At 48.8% G+C, this 16652-nt stretch carries 14 protein-coding genes; 10 read left to right on the top strand and 4 right to left on the bottom strand.

All coding sequences use genetic code 11. From position 1 onward, the window contains the following. Window position 1 precedes the first annotated feature (1 nt). The 6 genes from siaA to MAQ5080_RS16035 all read left to right on the top strand — a co-directional run bounded on the left by siaA (window position 2) and on the right by MAQ5080_RS16035 (window position 6392). Complete coding sequence (gene siaA, locus MAQ5080_RS16010) at window positions 2–2008, top strand: biofilm regulation protein phosphatase SiaA (RefSeq protein WP_067212939.1); 2007 nt, start codon at window positions 2–4, stop codon at window positions 2006–2008. Window position 2009: 1 nt separating this feature from the next. Further along, window positions 2010–2546 carry a biofilm regulation protein kinase SiaB gene (siaB, locus tag MAQ5080_RS16015; RefSeq protein ID WP_067212941.1) on the top strand — a complete coding sequence of 179 codons (537 nt, stop codon included), beginning with the start codon at window positions 2010–2012 and terminating at the stop codon, window positions 2544–2546. A 10-nt stretch (window positions 2547–2556) separates the two neighbouring features. Further along, entirely contained in the window at window positions 2557–2934 is a 378-nt protein-coding gene (gene siaC, locus MAQ5080_RS16020) for a biofilm regulation phosphoprotein SiaC (RefSeq protein ID WP_067212944.1), read from the top strand. Next, window positions 2931–3710, top strand: coding sequence for a diguanylate cyclase (locus MAQ5080_RS16025; protein WP_067212947.1), 780 nt, complete (start codon window positions 2931–2933; stop codon window positions 3708–3710). Before siaC ends, MAQ5080_RS16025 begins: the two co-directional genes overlap by 4 nt. A 136-nt stretch (window positions 3711–3846) precedes the next feature. After that, window positions 3847–5712, top strand: a complete 1866-nt coding sequence (locus MAQ5080_RS16030; RefSeq protein ID WP_067212950.1) for a DUF294 nucleotidyltransferase-like domain-containing protein — start codon at window positions 3847–3849, stop codon at window positions 5710–5712. Beyond that, window positions 5712–6392 carry an exonuclease domain-containing protein gene (locus MAQ5080_RS16035; protein WP_067212954.1) on the top strand — a complete coding sequence of 227 codons (681 nt, stop codon included), beginning with the start codon at window positions 5712–5714 and terminating at the stop codon, window positions 6390–6392. Before MAQ5080_RS16030 ends, MAQ5080_RS16035 begins: the two co-directional genes overlap by 1 nt. A 4-nt stretch (window positions 6393–6396) precedes the next feature. Here MAQ5080_RS16035 and MAQ5080_RS16040 read toward each other — a convergent pair whose 3' ends face one another. The 4 genes from MAQ5080_RS16040 to MAQ5080_RS16050 all read right to left on the bottom strand — a co-directional run bounded on the left by MAQ5080_RS16040 (window position 6397) and on the right by MAQ5080_RS16050 (window position 10493). Further along, window positions 6397–7194, bottom strand: a complete 798-nt coding sequence (locus MAQ5080_RS16040; RefSeq protein ID WP_067212957.1) for a UDP-2,3-diacylglucosamine diphosphatase — start codon at window positions 7192–7194, stop codon at window positions 6397–6399. An 84-nt stretch (window positions 7195–7278) separates the two neighbouring features. Further along, the gene (locus tag MAQ5080_RS16045) at window positions 7279–9066 is read right to left on the bottom strand and encodes a bifunctional diguanylate cyclase/phosphodiesterase (RefSeq protein ID WP_067212960.1); all 1788 of its coding nucleotides are present in this window, start codon (window positions 9064–9066) and stop codon (window positions 7279–7281) included. Window positions 9067–9312: 246 nt separating this feature from the next. Continuing rightward, entirely contained in the window at window positions 9313–9483 is a 171-nt protein-coding gene (locus MAQ5080_RS17535; protein WP_197464647.1) for an RSP_7527 family protein, read from the bottom strand. Window positions 9484–9629: 146 nt separating this feature from the next. Beyond that, window positions 9630–10493: a helix-turn-helix domain-containing protein gene (locus tag MAQ5080_RS16050; RefSeq protein WP_067212993.1), complete on the bottom strand. Its 864-nt coding sequence runs from the start codon at window positions 10491–10493 to the stop codon at window positions 9630–9632. Window positions 10494–10747: 254 nt separating this feature from the next. On the opposite strand from MAQ5080_RS16050, the gene pobA reads away from it, so the two are divergent. The 4 genes from pobA (at window position 10748) to MAQ5080_RS16070 (ending at window position 15143) form a co-directional block, all read left to right on the top strand. Continuing rightward, entirely contained in the window at window positions 10748–11950 is a 1203-nt protein-coding gene (gene pobA, locus MAQ5080_RS16055; RefSeq protein WP_067212963.1) for a 4-hydroxybenzoate 3-monooxygenase, read from the top strand. A 258-nt stretch (window positions 11951–12208) separates the two neighbouring features. Then, window positions 12209–13237, top strand: coding sequence for a TRAP transporter substrate-binding protein (locus MAQ5080_RS16060; RefSeq protein WP_067212967.1), 1029 nt, complete (start codon window positions 12209–12211; stop codon window positions 13235–13237). A gap of 107 nt (window positions 13238–13344) precedes the next feature. Next, complete coding sequence (locus tag MAQ5080_RS16065; RefSeq protein ID WP_067212970.1) at window positions 13345–13860, top strand: TRAP transporter small permease; 516 nt, start codon at window positions 13345–13347, stop codon at window positions 13858–13860. Then, complete coding sequence (locus MAQ5080_RS16070) at window positions 13857–15143, top strand: TRAP transporter large permease (RefSeq protein ID WP_067212973.1); 1287 nt, start codon at window positions 13857–13859, stop codon at window positions 15141–15143. Before MAQ5080_RS16065 ends, MAQ5080_RS16070 begins: the two co-directional genes overlap by 4 nt. Window positions 15144–16652 lie beyond the last annotated feature (1509 nt).

The raw sequence follows: 16652 nt of genomic DNA on the forward strand, positions 1-16652 counted from the left end.
CGTGGCTCGTTGGGGATTGAGATGGAAATCGCTGTTAGTGTTGGTGCTAGCAGGGCTGATTGCCAGCATTATCGCGTTGACACTGGGTTGGTATGTGGTGGCGGAAGGGCGCCAATATTCGGCCAAAGCCTATTCAGAAAGTTACACCGAACTAAATTATCAGAAGATCCTCACGCCCATGACCCGTGAGTTGGCGCTGGCACGCCGTTTTGCCGAGTTAAGCTCGCTGCAGGATTGGTTTAAAGCACCGCAAAATGAATCCCTTAAAGCGTTGGCCATGCGCGACGTGGAAGGTTTTAAATCAAGCTTCGAAAACGCTTCTATTTTCTTCGTTTCCGATAAAAGTTTGGCCTATTACTACTATGACGAGCAGTTACCGGTCGATGGCGACCAACGCTATTACATTGATGAATCCCTTGAAGAGAACAAATGGTACGTCCTGACCCGTCAGCAGTCTGAGCCCTATGACATCAATGTGGATTTGAATGAGTATCTCCACAAAGCCAAAATTTGGGTCAACGTGCTGGTGCGTGATGGTGATGAGTTTCTTGGCATTGCCGGGACTGGGTTTGAACTGGGGCGCTTTATCGAAGATTTTGCCTCCTCGCCGCAACCTGGGGTTCAGCCGTTCGTGGTGAATGCGGAAAACTTCAAAATCGAAGCCCATTCCAATATTGATCTGGTGGCCATTGATGGCATTGCCGGCAATGATAATGATCTAACCCTATACGACTTAATTGATGACCCTGAGTCGCTGGCGCTACTCAAGCAAACCGTCCAACAAGCGAAGCAATCCGCCAATGTCGAAACCATCCGAGTGCGCATTGCCAAGCAGGACTACATTCTCTCGTTCCGTTATATGCCAGACTTGAACTGGCTAATCACCACCAGTGTGAATTTGGATGAAGTGCGTCTGTTGAATACCGACTTGATCATGGGCGTGGGTATCGTATTTGCCCTGCTCCTAGCGATTGTTTTGGTGTTGTTTGGCTTTGCCGTGGACCGTTTAGTCTTGCAGCCATTACGCCAGCTGCAGATGTCTGCCAAAGCCATTTCTCAAGGTTCCTATGAAGTCCGCTTGCCGGTGAAATACGATGATGAAATTGGTGACTTGAGCCGCACCTTCAACCTCATGGCACAACAGGTTAAGAGCCATACTGCGGAGTTGGAGTCCCGAGTCAAAGAGCGCACCCAAGAATTGGAGCAAAGCAATGCTCAGATTCAAGCGGCCAATCGCAAAATTGGTGATTCCATTGATTACGCCAGTTTGATTCAGCGCGCCATCCTACCGGATCGACAATTGCAGCAATTCCTTGGCGAGCATCATAGTGTGGTGTGGCGACCTCGTGATATTGTCGGTGGCGATTTTTATGTGTTCCACAATAATGACGAAGGTTGTTTGTTGGGCATTGTTGATTGTGCTGGACACGGCGTCCCAGGGGCTCTGATGACCATGTTGCTGCGCGCAGCGATTGATAAAGCAATCAATGAATTAGGAATCGCTGATCCAGCCAAACTGCTATATGCTATAGATCAAACGGTTCGCGCAATGCTGCATGAAGACACCAGCGTGAATCAGGTGGCCACCAATGCGGATGTCGGCTTGGTGTATATTCGTCACGCCGGTGATCAGCTGCGTTTCAGTGGCGCCAAGATTGCTTTGTACGCCAGCGATGGTGAAACGGTAGAGAAATACGCCGCCAGTCGTCGGGCCCTAGGGGACCGTAAGCAGGGGGAGTATGAGAATACCGACTTGCCTCTGGCGGGACGCACTTACTATATGACAACGGATGGTTATTTAGACCAAGCCGGCGGTGAGAAGATGTTTGGCTTTGGTAATAAGCGTTTTGAGCGGTTATTGGTGGAAAACGCACAACGACCGCTGAAACAACAAACGGCACGCTTTGCTGAAGCGTTGGACGAATATATGGGCGATTTGCCACAACGTGATGACATCACGCTGCTGTCTTTCCGCTTTGAGCCGTTATCAAGTGAAGAGGATAAGTAATATGTTGGTGCCAGATTTATACGAATTACGTCAGCGCTTCGACGATGAAAAAATACTGTTGTGCTTCAACGGTCCCATCTCACGAAGTCTGATCGAAGAAATCGGCAATGCGTTACGCAATTACTTGAAAAGTGAGCAAGCCTCTCCTGCAGCGGCGTTGGATGTGTTTGCTGTATACATCGAGCTGACGCAAAACATTCGTCATTACGCGCAGCGTTCGGGCCTCGCAGGGGCCGACACCGCCACCGTGGTGGTCAGTTACCGAGATGGGCATTACAACGTCTCTGCCGGTAACTTGGTGCGTCTAGAAGACGGTGAAGCGGTGCTAAAACAAGTCACAGACTTGGCCGGATTAGACAAAGTAGAGTTGAAAAAAGTCTACAAAGAACAATTACGTAAACCCAGAGATGAGCATGCCACAAGCGGTGCCGGACTTGGCTTAATTGACATCGCACGCAAAGCCAGTGCGCCTGTCATGCCATCTCTTAAAACTTTGGAAAATGGCACCGGCTATTTTAGCCTGAGTGTACAAATTTGAGTAAGCTAGTATGAATGACCTGAAAATCGTATCCACCCAGTCTACGCCATTGATTGAAACCGATAACACTCGTGGCGTGATTTATATGGAAGGGGATTCCTACCCAGAGAACTCATTTGAGTTTTACTCTGAGTTGGTGGCTTGGGTGAGCAGTTACTTGAGTGACCATAATCGCCCGTTAGTGATGGAGCTGGCGTTACTGTATCTCAATACCAGTAGTATCAAGGTCATGATGGACATCTTCGACGAGTTAGAAGAAGCGCATCAAAAGGGGCGCGACGTGACAGTGAACTGGCGTTACGATGTGGACAATGAACGCGTGGCTGAGCTGGCGGAAGAATTCAAAGAAGACTGTAGCTTTGCCTTCAATATAATAGGCCAAGAATGAAACCCGATATTAAAGCGCTCGAGCAAAAGGTGATTGATGTGCTGGCTAACGAAGCCTACCAAGGTCACCCATTACATGATGTGTTGAATGAGCTTTGGGACTATAACCAAAGCCAATGGGCACGTATGGAGCATATGATCCGTTTGTCGGATTCCTATCAGGATATGATCATCCAACGGGAAAAAACGCTCGGCGAGCGCTTTGATAAACATTTGCGTCAACTGGAAAAAATCACCCGCATCTCGGATCGCTATCAAACCGCACTGCGTGAGGCCAATCTTGAGCTGGAGCAGGCCTCTTATGCCGATGCCCTGACTGGCTTGCCGAACCGCCGCAAGATGCTGCGTCGCTTGAAAAGCGAATTTGAAATGTGCCGCCAAGGGATTTGTTTGGCGATGATCGACATCGATCACTTTAAGACCATTAACGATGCCTATGGCCACTTAGTTGGCGACGATGTATTGGTGTCGGTGGGGAACTTAATCGAGCGAACCGTGGGCGAATTGGGGCATATTTCCCGCTGGGGCGGTGAAGAGTTCTTAGTGATTTTTTCGCAGGTCGAGCAAGCTCAGGTCGAGCAGTGTTTGCGTCACCTGACCAAGGTGATTCGCGAGGCACATTTTGACAATGGCGAGGCCTATGATATTCGCACCACAATCAGTATCGGTATGTCCCATTATCAAGCCGACGACAGCATTGATAGCCTGATTACCCGGGCCGACAATGCCCTGTATAAAGCCAAAAATTCAGGTCGTGATCGATTCGTGATTGGTTAGCGAGCCAGTGCGCGACCAATCACGTCAGTTCTTGCTTCGAATGCCTATACCTTAGTATTAATTACGTCACCAAGCTGGCAAGCAGCGCCTTCCCGTCGTATCTTTAAGCCATAAAAATAACACTAGGTAGTATTTTATGGCGGCGATTGATATCCCAGAAGTCCTAAAATTTATTGACAGTACCCCTCCTTTTTCGGGATTAACCCATACCCAGCAAAAGCAGCTCCTATCTGGGGTTGAGATGACCTACGCCCGCCAAGGTGAAAAGATGAACTTGGAAGGCAACCAGGCCACCTTGCACTTGATTCGCCGTGGCGCCTGCGAGATCCGTTCCGCAAAAGGCGGTTTAGTGGATAAGCTGGCCGATGGCGACTGTTTTGGTATTTCCACGGTGCTAGAGCAGAACCCTGATGGGCTACAAGTGCTGGTATTAGAAGACAGCCTTATCTACCGCTTTCAAAAAGAAGGCTTTCAACAGTTGCTCCAAGAAAGCGAAGAATTTGCCTTATTCTTTGCTCACGCCCGCAGCAGTCGCTTGCGCAAGCTGTCCCGTGCCCATGCCACCGACTTGGCGGCACCAGCATTACAGCTGTCGACGGCCATCAGTCAGATTATGTCGCGTAATTTGATCAGTGCTGGGGTGCAGGACACGGTTCAACAAGCCGCTGCGATCATGACCGAGGCGCGCGTCAGTTCTATCTTAGTGTTGCAGGAGCAACGCTTGGTCGGCATTGTCACCGACCGTGACTTGCGCTCGCGGGTACTGGCCATTGGCGCCTCGGCAGACTTACCCTTATCTGAGATCATGACCTGCTCACCCACATCGATCGATGCCAAAAGTTTGGTGATGCACGCCCAGACCTTGATGAGTGAGAAAAACATTCACCACTTACCCGTGACTGAAGGCGATGGGGTGCCCGTGGGCATGGTCACCGCCGCGGATTTGTTACGCCATCAGGAGTTGAGCCCATTACTCTTGATCAACCAGATTAACCGCCAAACCGATATCACCAGCCTACGAGAAGTCTGTCAGCAGCTGAATACCTTGATTGTGAACTTAATCCTAACGGATATGAAAACCACCGATCTGGGCAATGTGATCGCCGCCATCAGTGACAGCTTAACGCGACGTATTATTGAGCTGGGCATGGATCGCTATGGTCCCGCGCCGCTGCCGTTTCAGTTCTTAGTATTCGGTTCTCAAGCGCGTAAAGATCAATCCCTTGGCAGCGATCAGGACAATGGCATGATGTTGTCGCGTCAACCGAACGCAGACGAAGCCGAGTATTTTGCGAAGTTGGCACAATTTGTCTGTGACGGCCTGGCGCAATGTGGCATTCGCTCTTGCCCTGGGGACATTATGGCCTCGAATCCCAAATGGCGTATGACTCAAGAGGGCTGGCAACAGGCCTTCGCCAACTGGATCGAAGCCAGCTCGCCATCGTCGTTGCTTAACGCTAGTATCTTCTTTGATATTCGCTGTGTCTATGGCGAGGATGATGGCGTACAACAGTTGCTGCAAAACATGCAAGCACGGGTCGCTAAGTCCTCTTTGTTCCTTGCCACCTTGACCCGCGCCGCGACCGTGACCAAGCCGCCGATTGGCTTTTTCCGTAATTTCTTGTTGGAGTCCTCTGGCGAGCACAAACATCAGTTGGATTTAAAGCATCAAGGTTTGGCGTTGATCAACGATCTGGCGCGCATCTATGGCTTAGGCTGCAAGCGCTATCATGTGGGCACCAAAGAGCGTCTGGAGCAGGCCGCTCGAGAGAAACTGATGGGACTCGATGTGGCACGCAACCTCATGGATGCTTGGGATGAGCTGAATGAGCTGCGTTTGCAAGCGCAACGCCAGCACTGGCAAAACACGGGGGAGCCCAGTGCCTACCTTGACCCCAGTGAGCTGAGTTCGCTAGAGCGCAAACATTTGAAGTCCACCTTTGCCATCATTGCCGATGGCCAAACCGCCGCACTACAGCGTTATGCACGAGGGTATGCGTAATGCCAAAACGCTTTTTTCAAGCCTTTGATCGTTGGCGCGAGCATCGTGATATTAAAACCAAGCCTTGGCACGAGCATTCCTACTTTGTGCTGGATATGGAAACCACAGGGCTGGATCCTAAGCAAAATCAGGTGATCAGTTTGGGCTGGGTGTTAGTGGAAAACGGCGCCATTCAGTTGGATACAGCACAGCACTTATTGCTCGACTCGGCGCAAATTGACGATATCAGTGTCGGCATTCATATGATCACCGAATCCGACGTTATGGAGCAAGGGCGTCGCCATGCCAGTGTGTTGCGCTATCTGCGCCAGATTATGAAAGATAAGGTGTTGGTGGTGCATTACTCACCGCTGGAGCTGGGATTCTTAAAGTCCCTGTGGCAGACCCAGCCAATGCCGGCGTTGGCATTTGACTGGATCGATACCATGCAGCTAGAGATGCAACGCCGAAGCCGTGCCCAAGAAGTGATCGCTGAAGGGGGCTATCGCTTAGGCCCTTGTCGTGAGCGCTACGGCTTACCGGACTATCCTGGCCATGATGCGCTCACCGATGCCATGGCCACAGCTGAGCTGCTCTTAGCGCAGGTGGCACACTTTAATGGTCATGAACCCAGTTTGCAGGAATTGGTGCGCATGGGCGGTGGCCGCATGCGCTTATCATCAAATAACAAATCACAATAAAGGATTACGCCAAGGACGGCGATGACTCTAGGGTCTCATGAGCCGGCTCGGACGCTAAAAAGCAAGGTTGCTCGGACCAATGCAGCAGCTGTAATTCACCACTCTCGTGCTCTACGAGCGCGGTACAATGTTCCACCCAATCCCCATCATTGCAATACAGCACATCCTCTTGACGTTGGAAGCGAGCAAAATGAATATGGCCGCCAATGTAGCCGTCCAGTTTCTTATTGCGCGCAGTCTTAATCGCGGCACTTTCAAAGCGTGTGATAAATTCCTGAGCCTTGCCGACATGCTGTTTTAAATAGCCCGCTAGCGACCAGTAGGGGCGCCCAAAGAGTCGTCTGATACGGTTGATATGGCGATTTAATGCCAGCATTAAACCATGAGCCTTATCGCCAATGGCGAGCATAATTGGGCTGATTTTTACCATCTGATCGAACTCGTCGCCATGGCTGACCAAAAAGCGGCGACCGTCTGCGGTGGTGTGAATCGCCTGTTGTTGCAAGGCGACGCCAGAGAGCGTTTGGCCACAAAATTGACGGAAGAAAGCATCGTGGTTACCGGGAATGTAGACCACTTTCGTGCCTTGTTTCGCCAAGCTCAAAATACGCTGCACGACCTGCTGTTGCACATCACTAAAATACGCACGTTTGCGCATTTCGATCAGGTCGACAATATCACCCACTAAATACAGGGTTTCGGTATCAATGTTGTGAAGAAAGTCGAGTAAATGCTCTGCTTGGCATGACTTGGTACCAAGATGGACATCGGAAATAAAAACTGCGCGAAATTGAGTGTTCATATTTTCAGGCCTCTCTAGCGGATAGTTTTAGGCTAGAGGGCAAACATGACGCTTTCGTGAAGTCTTGGTGTCGAAATGATGAGACTAGCCGCAGCAACGGTTACGTTGGTCGCTCTCGTCTTCTTCATAGTGGTATTGATAAGGTTGCTGATAGATGCGGTTGCCGCCACGCTCTTTGGCAGACTTCTTCGCTTGGGCCGCTAACTCGGCAACAAAGTGATGACTGTCACACACTTTAGGATTAGGGTTCACCACGCCGACGGCGAGGCTGAGAATATCAAAAAGCTGATACTCACCGTCGCGCCCTTTGGTCCAAATACCGCCGGCCTCCAGCTCAGCGGGCGCGTAGAATTGCACCACTTCGTGAGCAAAGCGATCCAAGATCGCCTGACACTGTTGGCACCAATTGTCATCGTTAAAGATCACCACGAAGTCATCGCCGCCCACATGACCAATGAAATTAAAGTCAGGCGTGACCACGCTGCGCAAAATGCTGCCCAGCAGTTGAATGATGGCATCCCCCTTGGCGTAACCGTAATAATCGTTAAACGGCTTAAAGTTATTGAGGTCAAAGTAGGCCACATAGAAATCGTGTTCGGCCAACAAGCGGCGATTGATCTCGTGGTTAATGGGCACGTTACCGGGTAACAGGGTTAATGGATTGGAGTAGGTGGCATTCTGAATCTTCAACTCAGTGATACGCTTGAGAAGATCCTTTAAATGACCAATACCCAAATACAGGCCATCTCGTACGATCAAGATTTCATTGTTCAGCAGGTCGGTTTCCTGCTCAGTAAACATGGTCGACACACTGGCTAAAGATATGGTGCTTTCCACGATCAGCACATCCGTGGAGGTCACGGCCAGCGCGGGTTTGTTTTCGTACAGCGCACGACCATAGGGCGTGGAGAACAGCTCATGCAGGGCATGACGACGAATCAAACCGATCGGTTTGCCGTGTTTTAACACGGGCAGCGCAAAGATGTCTTTGTTGTGTTTGAACAGTTGCGCCACATCACTCAGCGGTCGTGTGCTGTCCACATAAATCGATTGCTGGCACAGGGTCTGTACCGTTTCCCCATGTTCAGCATGAAAACGGCGACGTTGGCTGGCCTGATTGATCAGGTAATCATTCGGGGCCGTATCTGGCTGAGCGCTAGGGTAATGTAAGTAGAAGCCTTGGCCGTAGCGCACGCCCAATTCTAATAATTGATCCAGCTCTTGCTGACGCTCAATGCCTTCAGCGACTAACGAACAGCGTAAGCGTTGCGCGATATTAATGATCGAGCGCACAAACTCACGCTTCACCTCATCGCGATCAATGCCTTCAATAAAGTGTTTGTCGAGTTTGACGATATTAGGGCGTACTTCAGACCATAGACGCAGGCCAGAGTAGCCAGCGCCTAGATCATCAATAGCGACTTGGAAGCCCATTTCGCGATAGTGCTCAACGCTTTGATGCGTCAGGCCATTTTGATCGTACGGATGTTGCTCGGACAGTTCGATGACAATATTGCTTTGACTAATCCCCAGTTCATTGAGAATCGACAGGGTCATGCCTTTTTGATGATCGGGTGAACTCAGTAGGGAGGCACTGACATTGAGGAACAATTGCCCCGGAAGCTGAAGTTCCACAAAACGGGAAATGGCGCGGGCACGGCACAAAAGTTCTAATTCGTGCAGGCGACCTTGTGCTTGAGCAAAGGGAAATAAAACGTCCGGTCGGTGCAGCTCGGTACCTTCTGGACCACGTGATAATGCCTCGTAGCCATAAGTGTGGCCACTGGTTAAATCATAAATCGGCTGGAATAGAGGGGTGATTAAACCGTCCTCTAAAATCTGATTTAGTAACTCAGCATTGTCTCGTTGCATTTCCGTATCGCTACCATTCGCCAAGGGATATGAGCGGTATGGTATGAACAAATGATGACAGTTATATGACAAATAGAGTGAGAGAAATGAGAATCAGGTGGTTTTCATTTGCTGGTTTAGCGTGTGATGTTCGCACTGAGTATGGCGTCTGAGGAGGGCGCTCGTTATGCTGATCGTTTGTTGTTTTTACTCTGTGATCAGTAACGAAGGCTGGCAATGACTTGCCAAGCAAGGGAGACCCGAAGATTAGTGCGCTGGGTTGCCTTGTAGTGGAGCAGAAGTCGTACGGTTACCAGAAGTTAGCGCAGCTTTGATACGTGCTGTTAGAGATTTAACCGCAGCGGCAATGTAGTTACGACGTAGTTCGTAAGCGCGTTCAACGTAGAATTCAGTGTCTAAGTTATCGATGTTGTTCATAATGTTCTCCAAAAAATTAACTGTGTTTCGATGATTTGTATGGTACGTATCGACCACAAAATAGACAAACGATCAAATTTCAGTAGATACTTGAGAAAAACTAAACTAACTCGATAAAGTTCATATAAATCAATTTTTTGTGTTTTTTAATTTTGTCTTTCTAGGGCTTGTCGGTACTGCCCAGGGGTGATTTTTTCACATCGTTTAAAAAATCTTGAGAAATAGCCAGGGTCTTTAAAGCCGAGATCGTAGGCAATCTCTTCCACAGACTTTTGCGTATAGATCAAATTGCGCTTCGCTTCCAGTAACAAATGCTCATGCACCAGCTGAATCACCGTTTTGCCGTAGGCCTGTAGCGTCAGGCGATTGAGCTTTTTCTCCGAGACATTTAACGCGCTAGCGTAGGCGCTGAGCTTCCAGTGCTCGGCCAAATGCTGATTCACCAAGCTTTTCAAACGCTGCAAAGTGAGGTCGTCGTGACTTTGATGTTGTGCGTGTCGTGTTGAGTGGTGACGCTCAATAAACACTAAGATGGCTTTTAATAGGTGCTCTATCAGCTGCGTTTTATGGCTCTTTACACGCTGGAACTCATATTCCATCAGGTTCAATAATTGCCATAGATGCTGAAAGTCTTCTTGCTCATGATTCAGGTCAATACAATCGGCAGCCCTTAAAAAGGCGGCATTGGCGAAGTCGGTGCTCAGCATGGCATCTGAAATCGACAGCACGCGACCATCTGTCTGTGGGGCAAAGCGAAAACTATGGACCGTCCCAGGTGGAATAATGATGCCCCAACAGCCTTCTAAAAAGCGTTTGTCGGTGTCCATTTGCAGCTGTACCGAACCACTCTTAAGCAACAGTATTTGCAATAACTGAGTGTGTTGGTGTGCCTTGATATGCCAACCTAAGTCACTACTGCGTGCCTCAATGTCTTCGATATGAACGAAGTCTGGATTATCGATCCAGCGTCCTTCACCGTACAGAGCAAACTGCGGAATAGTGTGTTTCATAATGTTTTTTTTAACTTTTCTAAAAAATGAATGCTTATGCGAAAAATAAATAATGCGCATAAAAATAAGTTAAATTGATAAAAATCCAACTTTTTGTCTATAAAATGCTTTTATAAGTATATTTTTATTAAATCTTACCCTGTCCGAAAAGTACAATTTTATGTCCTAAAAGTTCCTGCTTTTTTGTCGCCAGCTTAGCCACTATTAGGTGATCAAAACGTGATATCGAACAAAAATAAGACAGGTACATAACAATGAGAACACAAGTAGCGATTATCGGCGCAGGCCCATCAGGTTTATTGCTTGGTCAACTTCTAGCAAAACAAGGCATTGATAACGTCATTATTGAGCGTGTATCAGGTGACTACGTATTGGGTCGTATTCGTGCCGGCGTTCTAGAGCAGGGCATGGTTGACCTATTGCGCGAAGCTGGCGTGGCAGAGCGTATGGATCGTGAAGGTGAAGTGCACACTGGTGTGGAGCTAGCGTTCAATGACAAGCGCGTACGCATTGCACTGGATGAGCTAACTGGCGGCGATACGGTCATGGTTTATGGCCAAACCGAAGTGACTCGTGATTTGATGGATGCTCGTCAAGAAGCCGGTCTGACGACCGTGTATGAGGCGTCCAATGTACAACTGCATGATGTGAAAACCGATGCGCCATACGTCACCTTTGAAAAAGAGGGTGAGCAAGTGCGTCTAGATTGCGACTACATTGCTGGCTGTGACGGTTTCCACGGTGTATCACGTAAAACCATTCCAGATGAGATCAAAACAGAACACGAGCGTGTTTACCCGTTCGGCTGGTTAGGTCTGCTGTCAGACACCAAACCCTGCCATGACGAGCTGATCTACTGTAAAACCGACCGCGGCTTTGCCTTGGCGAGTATGCGTTCTCCCACCCGTTCACGTTACTACATCCAGGTGCCGCTAACGGATAAAGTGGAAGAGTGGAGCGATGATGCTTTCTGGACCGAGCTAAAACGCCGTTTGCCAGCGGATGTGGCAGCTACCATGGAAACGGGTCCAAGCATTGAGAAAAGCATTGCTCCATTGCGCTCTTTCGTGTGTGAGCCAATGCAGTACGGCAACATGTTCCTAGTGGGCGATGCGGCACACATTGTACCGCCAACCGGCGCTAAAGGATTGAACCTAGCGGCATCGGATGTGGCGACTCTGTACAAAATTATGACCCGTGTGTACAAAGACGGCGATAAAGACTGCGTGACGCAATATTCAGAGATCTGTCTACGTCGTGTATGGCACGGTGAGCGTTTCTCTTGGTGGATGACTAACATGATGCACGACTTCGGTGATGTGGAAGTAAACGGCACGGATTCTCAGACGTTCTCGCGCTTTATGGAGTCGGAGCTGAACTTCTACACCGACAACGAGCAAGGTCGTCGTGTGATCGCAATGCAGTATGTAGGCTTGCCTTACGAAGACGTTAAATAAGACATTTATTTTATTCGCTTTTGATAAAGGCCACCTTTTATAGGTGGCCTTTTTTATTCCTGTAACATTCTAGAATGCTGCATTCTATGAGATATGCATTATTTGTTTTAAATATAATTGTTTAGTATTCCTACTATCAAATTTTCAAATACTTAACCCCAATAACTAATTTTCAATGCTTGTCCTAGGTTGCTAGTTTTAGACCGCCAATGATGAATTGATTAGAACAGTAATAAGAAATAGATTAGGGGCGTCATTATGAAAAAAATAATAAAGCAAACAGCCGTTGTGGCCGTTGCTACGACTGCGTTAATGCAAGCGAATGTTCAAGCAGCGGATTACACGTTGCGTTTCGCACACTTCTTTCCTGCGGTAGCAGGTCAGCAAAAAGACATTTTCGACAAATGGGCGGAAGCGATTGAAACACAATCCAACGGCCGTATTGAAGTGGAAATGTACCCTTCATCGACCCTGGCGAAGCCACCTGCGTTATACGATGCGGCGAAACACCGTATTGCCGACGTTGTGGTAACGGTACAGGGTTACACCGCGAACCGCTTTCCGCTGACACAAATCGTTGAGCTGCCAGGGGTGGTGCAAAGTGCCGCACAGGGCTCTTGTGTCCTACAAAGCATCTATGATGAAGGTTTCCTAGATAAGGAATACCGTGATACCAAGCCTCTGTTCCTCTTCACACACGGACCAGGTGGTATCCACACAGTAGACAAAGAAATCAACTCACCTGAAGACTTAGAAGGTTTGCGCATTCGTCGTCCTACGGCAGTGGTCGCGAAGATTCTAGAAGGCCTAGGCGCTCAGCCTGTGGGTATGCCGGCACCAGATTCTTACCAATCTGCACAGCGTGGCGTGATCGATGGTGTGTCGCTGCCTTGGGAAGGTCAGTACACATTCCGTCTAAACGAGCTAACACCACACCACACTGAAGTAGGTGGTCTGTACACGCTGTCGTTTGTGGCAACGATGAACAAATCCTTTTACAACAAGCTACCAGCGGATCTGAAAAAAGTCATCGACGATAACTCAGGTATGGATTGGGCGAAGATTGCCGCGGCATCATTTGATCGCCTAGATGCTGAGGGTCGTAAGCAAGCCTTAGAAATGGGTCACAAAATCAACGTGATCGAAGGCGGCGCGGAAAACCCTCGCTGGAAACCTGTGTTGTACCAAGCAACGGAAGATTACCTAGCTGAGCTTGAGAAGAAACGTCTGCCTGCGCATAAAGTCTACGCGCGTGCGATGGAATTGAGCCAAACGACTTGTAAATAATCTTTCCTGCGTGTCCCGACAGTGCCGGTTCTAGGCACTGTCCTTATCAATAGCCAGCTCTATCCCCTTGGCGAAGGGCTGGCCGTTGTATTTCTTCGGAGTTAGTTATGAATTCACTTTCTCGTGTATTTGGCAAGCTGACGCTACTAATGCACTGGATTGGTGGCGTATTCTTGATTGGGATGATGTTCTCAACCTTGTTAGACGTTATCACACGAGGGTTGTTCTCCCTTACGGATGGAGCCGTCGACTGGACCTTTATTGGCGGTGTGGAGCTGGTGAAATACTTCCTGCTGTTCACCGTGCTGTTTATCTTGCCACATTCTGTGAGCCGTTCTCAGGTGATTGTGGACTTATTTACCGATCACTTCAGTGAGCGCAAAAAGCAACTGTTTGAAGCCTTCTACATGTTGTGTTTCGCGTTCCTTGGTGGCGCCATGAGCTACAGCTTCTATCACCTGATTGATGAAGCGGCGATGAGCTACGAGACCACTCAAGACTTACTGATTCCTATGACGTATTTCTACGGCGTTGCGACCTTTGCAACGGCGATGCTGTTCCTATCTGCCCTGTTGAATGCGTTTTCATTAGTGTTTACGAAAAAGAAAGGTGATGACGCATGAGTACCACAGCTATCGGTTTAACTTGTATTGCGGTCATGCTGGTGATGATCGCCTTTCGTGCCCCAATTGCACTCAGTATGGCAGCCATGGGCTTTATCGGCTTCGGCTCCATTGTAGCGTTTGAGCCAGCGATTTCGATTCTGGGCTCTGGGCCATTTGAAACCTTGTCTAACTACAGTTTCAGCCCGATTCCTATGTTTATTCTAATGGGGGTGTTTGCCTCCAAGGCGGGCATGTCGCAAGAACTCTTTACCGGCGCGCGGACCTTATTTGGTAGTTGGCGCGGTGGTATGGGCCTGGCGGCCGTGACCTCTTGTGGCATCTTCTCAGCGATTTCTGGTTCGTCCATGGCGACGGCGGCAAGTATGTCTCGTGTCGCGCTACCAGAGATGGAAAAGAACGGTTACGCGCCTACCTTGGCGACAGGCACTTTGGCGGCTGGCGGTACTTTGGGCATCATGATCCCACCGTCAATTGCCTTACTACTTTATGCACTGATCACTGAACAGTCGGTCGGTGATATGTTTATTGCGGGCGTTATCCCAGGCATTCTTGGGTTGGTACTCTACGGGTTAACGGTCGCAGTTTTAGTTATCTTGTACCCCAACATCGCTCAACCGGGCGAAGCCACCACGCTGAAGCAAAAGCTGGTCGGCTTAAAAGGCTTGATTCCTTTTACCGGTGTCTTTGTCTTTATTATTGGTGGTATCTACTCAGGTTGGTTTACGCCAACGGAAGCGGCGGCAGTGGGTGCAGCAGCCACTTGGATCATTGCCCAAGTGCGTGGCATGAACTTTGAGCAATTCCTAGAAGCCATCCAAGAGACGTTGGTGATGTCAGCGATGATCTTCTTTATGATCATTGGTGCTGAGATCTTTGGTTACTTCCTATCGGTATCGCGTATTTCCTTCACCCTAGTGGAGTGGGTCGACGCACTGCAGTTGTCACCTTACATGGTACTGTTCTGCATCCTGATCCTGTTTGTCCTACTAGGCTGTGTCATGGACAGTATCGCCATGCTGCTACTGACTGTACCTGTGGTGTACCCATTGGTCGAAGCGGCCGGTTTCGATCCAATTTGGTTCGGTATCATCGCCGTGATCACAGTAGAACTTGGCTTGATTACCCCACCGGTGGGGATGAACGTCTTCGTGATCAAATCCGTGGCCCCGCATATCTCCATCGGTGCCATGTACAAAGGCGTTTTACCATTCGTGATTTCCGATGTGGTACGTCTAGGACTGATTATCCTGTTCCCAGCATTGGCGGTTGGTTTGCTATAAACTGAGCCGAACGTGCTTAAAGCGTCATGGTGCGAACCATGGCGCTTTTTTTATGTTTTCAGAAAATTGGATATTGAACGAAAAGTTTTCAACAGCGCGCGAAAAACGCTTAGATTGCATTTAACTGTGTATAACTAGGGGGCTTTTCAACAAGTTTATAAAATCACTTATTGATGAATTCTTGCAGGAAAAGTAAGCCGATCATACCCATGCACACAAGGTATAAAATCATCCAACGTACTTTCATACAATAGGGACAAGGTTTACGTTTCTTCTTAGCCATAAGCGTTCCTGCTGAGGCCAACTAAACGCCTCGAAATGAATTTTCCACGATCTTAACAACTTGCACGACCCGATACCATCGGCGATCTTCCGCTGCTATTGTCCATGTACGACCCGACTCCGTTCGGGGAAGGCGATCTCGCATCCTCCGCTGGCAATCCCCTGTACGACCCGGCTCCGTCCGGGGACGCGATCCTGCATCCCCAACGATAATCAGATTTAACCACAACCTCTGTAGGACCGCGCTGTGCGCGGGAACCTTCTTGCATCCTCATCGGTAGTAAGTCTTAACCCCAGCTTTTGTAGGCTAGGAATCTTCCATGCAATTCAATTCGCTTGCGCACATCTTCGGTCGTACCTCCCTTCGACCGTCAGCGCGAATCAAACGCATGGAAGCTTTTTCAAGTCCGGTTCCCATGTACGACCCGACTCCGCTCGGGGAAGCGACCTCGCATCCTCCGCTGGCAATCCCCATGTACGACCCGGCTCCGTCCGGGGAAGGCGATCTCGCAACCTCAGAAACAATCAGTATTAACTCCGGCCTTAGTAGGACCGCGCTGTGCGCGGGAACCTTTTTGCATCCTCATCGGTAGTAAGTCTTAACCCCAGCTTTGCAGTCTAGTGAGTTTCCATGTAATTCATCATAAAGAGCGCGCGAATTAAACGCATGGAATCTCTGTAATGTCCGAAGTTGTTGGAAATGCAGTAGGAATAGCTTTCTCTTGTACAACCCGGCTCCGCTCGGGGAAGCGATCTAGCATCCTCGTTTTTATCTGAGAAAGCGTCTTGGATAAGCTTGAAAATAGCTTTAAACCATAAGGTTAGTAAGATGTAATAGAGCCAATAAGCATCGCGTAAACGCGCATGCGGACTATTAAGTTATGAAATTTTTCGGAGAGTAATTTGCTAACGTTAGAATTATTAGATAAGCATATTTCTGAATGTAGGGAATATGTTGAAGCTGGCAAAGAAGATCTTAAGACGCTTGAGTTTCTTCTCAGTCTTAGGCATGACCTGGAACAGGCAACTCCAGAAGATTGGGCTGCTTATAATGAACTAGCTGATCATTTACCAGATCAAGATGCCGACCCAGTTCTAATCCAGGGCTCGAGCATACTTTGTTCTCTTTTTAACCAAACAATAATTGAGCACGATAATCATCGCTCCAAGTAGCTCTTTTTAGCTTCTGCCGTTGGCTCGGGGAGTCATCATTACATTGCCTAAGTA

The sequence above is a fragment of the Marinomonas aquimarina genome (assembly GCF_900089755.1).
Lineage (GTDB): Bacteria > Pseudomonadota > Gammaproteobacteria > Pseudomonadales > Marinomonadaceae > Marinomonas > Marinomonas aquimarina.

Coding starts and splice junctions, on each gene's coding strand:
- siaB (WP_067212941.1), top strand. CDS start 2,010: ATGTTGGTGCCAGATTTATACGAATTACGTCAGCGCTTCGACGATGAA.
- siaC (WP_067212944.1), top strand. CDS start 2,557: ATGAATGACCTGAAAATCGTATCCACCCAGTCTACGCCATTGATTGAA.
- MAQ5080_RS16025 (WP_067212947.1), top strand. CDS start 2,931: ATGAAACCCGATATTAAAGCGCTCGAGCAAAAGGTGATTGATGTGCTG.
- MAQ5080_RS16030 (WP_067212950.1), top strand. CDS start 3,847: ATGGCGGCGATTGATATCCCAGAAGTCCTAAAATTTATTGACAGTACC.
- MAQ5080_RS16035 (WP_067212954.1), top strand. CDS start 5,712: ATGCCAAAACGCTTTTTTCAAGCCTTTGATCGTTGGCGCGAGCATCGT.
- MAQ5080_RS16040 (WP_067212957.1), bottom strand. CDS start 7,194: ATGAACACTCAATTTCGCGCAGTTTTTATTTCCGATGTCCATCTTGGT.
- MAQ5080_RS16045 (WP_067212960.1), bottom strand. CDS start 9,066: ATGCAACGAGACAATGCTGAGTTACTAAATCAGATTTTAGAGGACGGT.
- MAQ5080_RS17535 (WP_197464647.1), bottom strand. CDS start 9,483: ATGAACAACATCGATAACTTAGACACTGAATTCTACGTTGAACGCGCT.
- MAQ5080_RS16050 (WP_067212993.1), bottom strand. CDS start 10,493: ATGAAACACACTATTCCGCAGTTTGCTCTGTACGGTGAAGGACGCTGG.
- pobA (WP_067212963.1), top strand. CDS start 10,748: ATGAGAACACAAGTAGCGATTATCGGCGCAGGCCCATCAGGTTTATTG.
- MAQ5080_RS16060 (WP_067212967.1), top strand. CDS start 12,209: ATGAAAAAAATAATAAAGCAAACAGCCGTTGTGGCCGTTGCTACGACT.
- MAQ5080_RS16065 (WP_067212970.1), top strand. CDS start 13,345: ATGAATTCACTTTCTCGTGTATTTGGCAAGCTGACGCTACTAATGCAC.
- MAQ5080_RS16070 (WP_067212973.1), top strand. CDS start 13,857: ATGAGTACCACAGCTATCGGTTTAACTTGTATTGCGGTCATGCTGGTG.